Genomic DNA, 4,443 nt, shown 5'->3' with positions numbered 1-4,443 from the left:
GGCATAAGGTCCAGCTGCATCTTTCCGCTTTCGGCCAGCGCCAGCACCCGTTGCGCGGTGATTTCCTCAACCAGCTGTTCCGCCGCCTCCGAGAGCATCCCGGCAAGCTCTTCCGTTTCCTCGGCAGACAAACCGGAATCCGTCAACAGGTCGGCCAGCCCCTTCACGCCGCCCGCCGTATTGAGGACATCGTGGAAGAAGACGCGTTCCAGCGCCCGCCGCCGTTTTTCATCGCTGATATCCATGACGGAGAAGACCGTAAAAGATTCGTCCTCTACCGAAATCGGCCGCGCCCATACCCGTAAATCCAGCGGTTCATTCGCCTCGCCGCAGATCATGCGGCATTCCTGAACATCCGGAAGCTGCTGTTTTTGACTATTGAGAATGGATTGGACGGCGCCGCATGTTCTGCAAAAAACGGTGGTTCCGCACCCGCCGACCGTCAGTCCGGCGCGAATGCAACCCGCCGCCTCGCCCGGTCGTTTTCCCAGATAGGACGAATGGACGCAATCCTTCGATTCCGCCTTCTCGATTCCGCCGCTCACCCGGAATGCGCGGTTGGCAAACACGATTTGCCGCTCCGCATTGAGCACGAGGGAAATATTGGGTACCGCGTCGAGGAACTCCCAAACAAACGGCAACGTTCTCATCAACTCAAACTGACGCTGTACGGTTTCCTCCGAAGCGCGTTCCGCCGGCGCAAACTCGGTTTCCATTGGCATATCCACCTCCCAGTCCCATGCAATAGTACGCCCGCACCCCAGACCGATGAGGGTGCGCGCCTCAACAAGAACCCGACAATAGCACAGTTTAAGCCAAAACGCCACCGGCGCGGCAATACCTCGTCTTCACGCTACAACTCGCACTCCTGGATCAGGTCGGGATGGTGGGTGACGCGGACGAGCGCCACCCGGCTCTCGTCCACTTCGGCGGTAACGTCGAAACTCGGTTTTTGCATGGCGTTGCGCGAAAACCGGTGGATGTGCGGCATCGCCTTGACCCGCGTCAATGCTTCGCCAGCGGCATCGACGAAGGCGATATCGACGTGCCCCGTGCGGCGCACGTTTGGCGAGGTGGGCCGGAACGTCCCGGACACCGCCAGGCCGTCGGCCATGGGCGTCACGGTCACGTTGGTCAGCTGGACCTCCTTGCTGGACTCGATCTTCAGGGAAGGCTGCCCCTCCTTCACGGTGCTGCATCCGGCCAACGCCACGCCCGTGAGTGCGCTCATCAGTAGTTTTTTCATGTTGTGTCTCCTATACATTCGATTCCAATTTACGTTCCACCGCCTCATAGATTAACGGCAACACGAACAGCGTGAGGAACGTCGAGGTGGTCAGCCCAAAAACAACCACCGCCGCGAGCGGGCGCTGCACCTCGGCCCCGGCGCCGTGCGACAGCAGCAGCGGCAACAGGCCCAACAAGGTCGTAAGCGTGGTCATGATGACCGGGCGGAAGCGGATGAGGCTTCCGTGTACCACGGCGTCGTGCACGCCCTGCCCTTCCTTGCGCAGGTCGTTGAAGTCGGTCAGCAGCACCATCGCATCCTGCATCGCGATGCCGAACAGCGCGATGAATCCGATCGAGGCCGGAACCGAAAGATATTGCCCGGTCGCCCACAGCCCGATCACCCCGCCGATCAGCGCCAACGGCACGTTGAGCAGCACCATCGCCGCATGCCGCATCGAATGGAAGGCGATCCACAACAGCACGAAGATGGAAACGATGACGATCGGAACAATGAAGCCCAGCCGTTTCATGGCATTTCTTTGTTGCTCGAACTGCCCGCCGTATTCCACGAAGACCCCGGGCGGCAACTCGACCTTTTCGGCCACGGCCGTCTGGATATCGGCCAGCACCGCGCTCAACGCCCGCTCCTTGATGTTGCCCTGCACGATCCAGCGGCGCTGGTTGTTCTCCCGGCTGATCTGCAACGGGCCATCGAGCATCTTGATTTCGGCGAGCTCATCGAGGCGCAGCAGCGCACCGGCGTCGGAGCGGATGAAGAGCGCGCCCAACGCCTCGGGCGTATCGCGGAACGCCTCGGCATAGCGCACGTGGATGCCGTAGCGGCGCGTGTTGCGGTAGAGCGTGTCCACCACCCGGCCGCCGACCGCGGTCTCGACCATATCCAGCACGCGATCGCCCGGCACGCCATGGCGGGCAAGCGCTTCGTGGTCGAGGATCACCTGCACCTGCGGCTGGCCAAAGCTCTGTTCGACGGAGAGGTCGACCAAGCCGTCGATGCCGTCGAGCGCCGCGCGCACCGCCTCGGCGGTGCCGCGGATTTCGTCGAGGTCTTCGCCGTAGACTTTGATGGCCAGCTGCGCGCGGACGCCGGAGAGCAGTTCGTCGAACTGGTGCTGGATCGGCTGGCCGATGTTCACCTGAATGCCCGGAAAGCCGTCGAGCCGTTCGCGGATTTCGGCAATGATCCGGTCCTTTTCCCGGCGATGGGTCGGGCTGAATTGGATCTCGCCATAGTTGATCGGGTGCGGATGGCTGCCCGCTTCCGGGCGGCCGATGCGCGTGACGATCGCGCCGGTGCCTTCCACCGCCATGATTTCGCGCACGGCCCAGGCCGTGGTTTTTTCGGCATCGCCCAGCGAGATGGACGGCGCCATGTTGAGCCCGACCGTTACGGTGCCCTCCTCCAGGACCGGGATAAACTCGGTGCCGATCCGCGAAAGGCCCGTGTACGCCAACACCGAAAGAACCACCACGCCGACCATGACCCCCACCTTGGCGTTCAGCGCCTGCTCCAACAGCCTGCGATAGCCGTTTTTCAGCCCGCGGAAAAACTTCGATTCCTTGTACGGCTTTTCGGTGAGCAGGAAGCTGGCGAGCACCGGGGCAATCACCAGCGCGAAGGCGATCGAACCGCCCAGCGCCAGCATCACCGTGTAGGCCAGCGGCTTGAACATTTTCCCTTCCACCGCCTCCAGCGAGAGGATCGGCAGGAAGACGATGATGACGATCAGGATCGCAAACGCGATCGGCCGGCCGACCTCCTTGGTGGCATCGTGAATCAGCTGCAGCCGATTCCGGCCCACAGTTGCGCAAGTGTGGGCGTGCCCCAGAAAGCGGTGAATGTTTTCGGTGACGACGATGGAGCCGTCGACCAGCATACCGAGCGCGATCGCAATGCCGCCGAGCGACATGAGGTTGGCGGAAATCCCGAACCGTTCCATGCCGATAAAGGCGACCAGCGCGCAGAACGGCATGGCCAGCGCGACGATCATCGCCGCCCGGAAACAACCGAGAAAGGCGACCAGCACCAACAGCACGAGCACCATGCCCTGCATCAGCGCCACGTTGACCGTGCGCGTCGAGTTCGCCACCAAATCGGCCTGCTCGTAGTAGGGAACCAGCTTAACGCCCGCCGGCAGCCCGGCCCGGATCTGGTCGACTTTTTCGTAGAGCGCGCCGATCACCTCCGACGAGTTGGCGCCGAACAGTTTCATGACGATGCCCGAAACCACTTCCTTGTCCGCGCCCAGCATCACGACGCCGCGCCGCAGCGCCTGGCCGTGTTCCACCTCCGCCACGTCGGCGATGGTGACGGGCGTACCGTTGAACGTCTTCAGCGTGATGCCGCGGATATCGTCGAGATCGCGCAGGAAGCCGATGCCGCGGACGAGGTGCTCCTCGGAGTTGAGTTGCAGGTATTGCCCGCCGACGTTGCGGTTGTTGGCCTGCACGGCGGTCGCCACGTCTTCGAGCGCGAGTCCGTATTGGTGCAGCAGATAGGGGTCGATCCGGATCTGGTATTGCAGCACATGCCCGCCGGAACTCAGGATATCCGTCACGCCGGGGATCGTCTGCAGTTGCCGCTTCACGACCCAGTCGTTGACGTCGCGCAGGTAGGTCAGCTCGTCGAGCCCGTCCGTATCGGCGCCCTCCTCCAGCGCCAGATAGTAGAGAAAGATCTGCCCCAGCCCGGTCGAGATCGGCCCGAGCGTCGGCGGCTCATGCATTTCCGGCAGGTCGGCCGAAGCCGCCGCGAGGCGTTCCGCCACCAGCTGGCGCGCAAAGTAGATGTCGGTATCGTCGGTGAAATAGACATAGATCACCGCCATGCCGAAGGCCGAGGTCGACTTGATCAACGTGACGTTGGGCAGGCCGTTCATGGCGGTTTCGATCGGATAGGTGATCAGCTGCTCGACCTCTTCCGGCGCCATGCCGCCCGGCTCCGCAAAGATCGGCACCATGATCGGCGAGATGTCGGGGAAGGCCTCGACGTCGAGCTTGCGGTATTCCAGCACGCCGAGCCCGACCACCCCGAGCAACGCCAGCAACACCAGCCCCCGGTTTTTCAGTACAGCATTAATCATTCGTTCAATCATCGTGCCTTCCTTAATGTCCATGTCCTGCGTGGGGATCCATTCCGCTGGTGACCATCTGCGCCTTGAGAGAAAAGGCGCCGGCGGCGACATACTTCTG

2 protein-coding genes and 1 pseudogene are annotated in these 4,443 nt (G+C 62.4%); all 3 read right to left on the bottom strand.

Annotation, left to right across the window (positions count from 1 at the left end; genetic code table 11):
* A pseudogene (locus ABYO54_RS14460) lies at positions 1 to 722 on the bottom strand (histidine kinase); the annotation flags it as partial.
* Positions 723 to 853: 131 nt separating this feature from the next.
* The gene (locus ABYO54_RS14455) at positions 854 to 1,246 is read right to left on the bottom strand and encodes a hypothetical protein (RefSeq protein ID WP_372808952.1); all 393 of its coding nucleotides are present in this window, start codon (positions 1,244 to 1,246) and stop codon (positions 854 to 856) included.
* A 10-nt stretch (positions 1,247 to 1,256) separates the two neighbouring features.
* On the bottom strand, positions 1,257 to 4,346 hold the full coding sequence (locus ABYO54_RS14450) for an efflux RND transporter permease subunit (protein ID WP_372808951.1): 3,090 nt from the start codon (positions 4,344 to 4,346) through the stop codon (positions 1,257 to 1,259).
* Positions 4,347 to 4,443: the final 97 nt, after the last annotated feature.

This window comes from Pontiella sp., assembly GCF_041622395.1.
In the GTDB taxonomy this organism is placed as follows: Bacteria; Verrucomicrobiota; Kiritimatiellia; order Kiritimatiellales; family Pontiellaceae; genus Pontiella.
The sequence above is the reverse complement of the archived record's forward strand: the minus strand, read 5'-3'. Positions and strand labels throughout refer to the sequence as shown.

What these genes read in the sequence shown, in the direction of transcription:
- ABYO54_RS14450 (WP_372808951.1), bottom strand. Translation starts at nt 4,346, where the DNA reads ATGATTGAACGAATGATTAATGCTGTACTGAAAAACCGGGGGCTGGTG.
- ABYO54_RS14455 (WP_372808952.1), bottom strand. Translation starts at nt 1,246, where the DNA reads ATGAAAAAACTACTGATGAGCGCACTCACGGGCGTGGCGTTGGCCGGA.